We start from the raw sequence: 3,220 nt of genomic DNA on the forward strand, positions 1-3,220 counted from the left end.
CCGCTCGTTGCGCGGCTCTTTTCTGAAGGCCTTGACGGCACGGATGCCCGTCATGGTCTCGACAAAGTGCACGATCAGGCGGGCCGACGCCACGCGGGTCTGGCGAAACAGGGTTTGCGAGCGCACTTGAAACCACCGCGTGAGCAACAGCAGGGGAATCAGCGAGACCGCGAGTACGAGCCCCGAGGTCGGGTCGAGCAGCACGAGCGCCGCTGCCGTGAAACCCATGTAGATGAGCCCCGAGACGAGCTGGTTGAGCCCCGAGTCGAGCAACTCGCGAATCGAGTCGAGGTCGCTCGTCTGCCGCGCGATGATGCGGCCCGAGGTGTACGACTCGTGAAACTCGAGCGAGAGCCGCTGTGTGTGCAAGAAGACGCGCTTGCGCAGGTCGAGCAAGATCATCTGGCTGAGACGCGCGCTCATGACCTGAAACAGCGCTATGAGGGAAGCCCCAACGACCGCCGAGAAGAGATATGCGGCGACCGTTAGCGAAACAGGCATCCAGTCGTTGCTATCTCGCAGCGCCGGCAGGCCCTCGTTGATTCCCGCCGCAATCAACAACGGCCCGGCGACTTGCAGGGCGATCGAAACAACAAGCACAACCATCGTGAGCGCGATGCGCCCGCGCACGGGGCGCACGAGCGAGCCCAGCAAGCGCAGCGAGCGCGCCCGCATGCTCTTCGACTCGGCCCGCGAGAAGTCGTCGCGCTCTTCGCCGTCAACACCAGTGACGCTCATCGGGTCACCTCGCCTTCCTGGTCGATAACGCGGCTCTCTCGGTCGATCGCATCGCGCCGTCGGCCCTCCTGCTCGGCGAGCTTGAGATCGCGATCGGCGCGCTCGGCCGCCGCGAGCGCTTCGTCTTCGAACGACGAGATGACGTAGCGGTAGTGCTCGTTGCGCTTGAGCAACTCGCTGTGGGTTCCGACATCGGTGATGCGGCCCTCTTGCAGCAGGGCAACCCGGTCGGCCATCTGCACCGTGGATGGCCGGTGCGCGACGATGAGGCCCGTGGTCGTCGCGAGCACCCGGCGCAGCGCCGCCTCGACGAGGGCTTCGGTGTCGACATCGAGCGCACTCAGCGGGTCGTCAAGCACGAGCACCGCGGGGTTCGCCGCGACGGCACGTGCGAGCGCGAGCCGCTGGCGCTGGCCACCCGAGAGGCTCAAGCCCTCTTCACCCACGGTCGTCTCGATGCCGTCGGGCAGGCTGTGCACAAACGCGGCCTGCGCGATGTCGAGCGCTTCGGCGAGCACCCGCTCGGCCTCGGCCGCCGCCTCTGCCGTGTCGGCCTCGGTGAGCTCGGGCCGGCCGAGCAGCACGTTGTCGCGCACACTCGCCGAGAAGAGCGTGGCGTCTTCGAACGCCATCGCGATGTGGCGGCGCAACTCTTCGCGCGTGAGATCACGAATGTCGACGCCGTCGATCAGGATGCGCCCCGAGGTGACGTCATACAGTCGCGTGGTGAGCGCCGTCAGCGTCGTCTTGCCGCTGCCCGTGATGCCGACGAGAGCCATGGTCTCGCCGGGTTCGAGCTCGAGGGTGATGCCGTTGAGGATTCCGGGTTGGTCGGCGGGGGCATCCTGATACCGAAAGACCACGTTTTCGAACGTGAGACGGCCGCGCGGTTCGGTGATCGTTGCCGGCGATTCGGTGATCGTTGCCGGCGATTCGGGGTCGGTGATGGCGTTGATTTCGTCCATGACCTCGAAGTAGCGGTCGGTCGCCGTGCGCGTGTCGTAGGTCATCGAGAGCAAGAAGCCGATCGACTCGATCGGGAAACGCAACACCGTGGCGGTGGCGAAGAACGCGAAGAGTTCGCCGACCGTGAGCTCGCCCGCGGCCGCGAGCGCCACGCCGCCCAGCAAGCACAGCGCGAACGCCACATCAGGAATCAGGATGAGCCAGAACCAAATGCCCGCGATGGCCTTGGCCTTCTCGATCTCGGTCGCGCGCAGCAGTTCGGCCTGGTCGGCAAACTTCAGCAGCGAGTGCTTGCCGCGCCCAAAGGCCTTGAGCACGCGGATGCCATGCACGCTCTCTTCGACCGCCGTGGCAAGGTCGCCCTGCTGGTCTTGCGCACGCCGCGCAATGACCGAGTACTTGTTCTCAAAGAGGTAGCCATAGATCCAGAGCGGGATGCTCGCCACGAGAAACAGCAGACCCAGCCAGAGGCTCCAGTTGATGAGCACGACGAAGCCGATGACGATCGTGATGCCGTTGACGATGAGCAGCACGAACCCGAACGACAGCCAACGCCGGATGAGGTTAAGGTCACTGACCGCGCGGCTTAGCAACTGCCCCGATTGCCAGCGGTCGTGGAACGCGACCGGCAGGTCTTGCAAGTGGGCGTACAGCGCGTTGCGCATGCGCGCCTCGATGTGCGTACCGGGCGTGAGCACGAAGAAGCGGCGCAGCATGATGAAGACGGCCTCGAGCACGCCGAGCACGAGCACGGCGATCGCGGCGGGCCAAATCTGGCTCGGGTCGCGCGTCGAGAGCGGACCGTCAACGAGGCCTTGCAGCACGAGCGGAATGACGAGCGAAATCACCCCGGCAGCGAGCGCCGCGCCCATGCCGGCATAGATCCACGGCATGGCGGGCTTGGCGTAGGGGTAGATGCGCGCGATCGCTTGAAAGGTGTTCAGGCGGGGCTGATCTGGTTTCGTCGTCGACACAGTGCGTCCTCGATTGGCCACGGCCGCTCGTGGCGGTCGCGTTCTGGGTGGCTGGCGTGCGCGGGCCAGGCTCGCACAGCCTCGCTCGGGGTGGCCGAGCGAAGCCTTCCAGCCTAGGCCTTAGGTATGACGAACGCCGAACCCGGCCCGAATTGTGATGCGGGCGTTATCGACGCGTCGCGCCGACGGCGCGCAGTCGACTCAGCGAACCAACACGCTGAGGCACGTCACGCATCCCTCAAGTTTCTCGAATTCTGAAATGTCGACCGTCACGACGCGATAGCCGAGCGAGCGAATGAGCTCGGCGCTCTGCGGAGCCGAGGCCGCCATGAGCACGGCGTCGTCGCTGAGCACGACCACGTGGCCGCCCTCGGCCTCGGGCATGGGCAAGAAGTTGCGCCACATCGACACGTCATCAATGAGCGACGGATGCCCAATGACGGTTCCGTCGGGCAACGCCGTCACGGCGCTCTTGAGGTGCAGTGCTTTCGTCACGGGCACCGCGACGACGTCACGCCCGTGCCGGCGCGCGATGGCCCGCA

General features: G+C 65.8%; 2 protein-coding genes and 1 pseudogene. All 3 read right to left on the minus strand.

Translation table 11 applies throughout. From position 1 onward, the window contains the following. Nucleotides 1-738 (minus strand): ABC transporter ATP-binding protein (locus tag SFU54_RS00540; protein WP_319014376.1); only part of this gene is annotated, 738 nt, incomplete at its 3' end. Continuing rightward, nucleotides 735-2,597 (minus strand): ABC transporter ATP-binding protein, encoded by a 1,863-nt coding sequence (locus SFU54_RS00545; RefSeq protein WP_319014377.1) that lies wholly within the window; start codon nt 2,595-2,597, stop codon nt 735-737. The genes SFU54_RS00540 and SFU54_RS00545, both read right to left, overlap by 4 nt. Nucleotides 2,598-2,879: 282 nt before the next feature. Next, nucleotides 2,880-3,220, minus strand: a pseudogene (locus tag SFU54_RS00550) (dimethylarginine dimethylaminohydrolase); the annotation flags it as partial.

The organism is Microcella sp. (assembly GCF_033763155.1).
Taxonomy (GTDB): Bacteria; Actinomycetota; Actinomycetes; order Actinomycetales; family Microbacteriaceae; genus Microcella.

Coding starts and splice junctions, on each gene's coding strand:
- SFU54_RS00545 (WP_319014377.1), bottom strand. CDS start 2,597: ATGCCGTGGATCTATGCCGGCATGGGCGCGGCGCTCGCTGCCGGGGTG.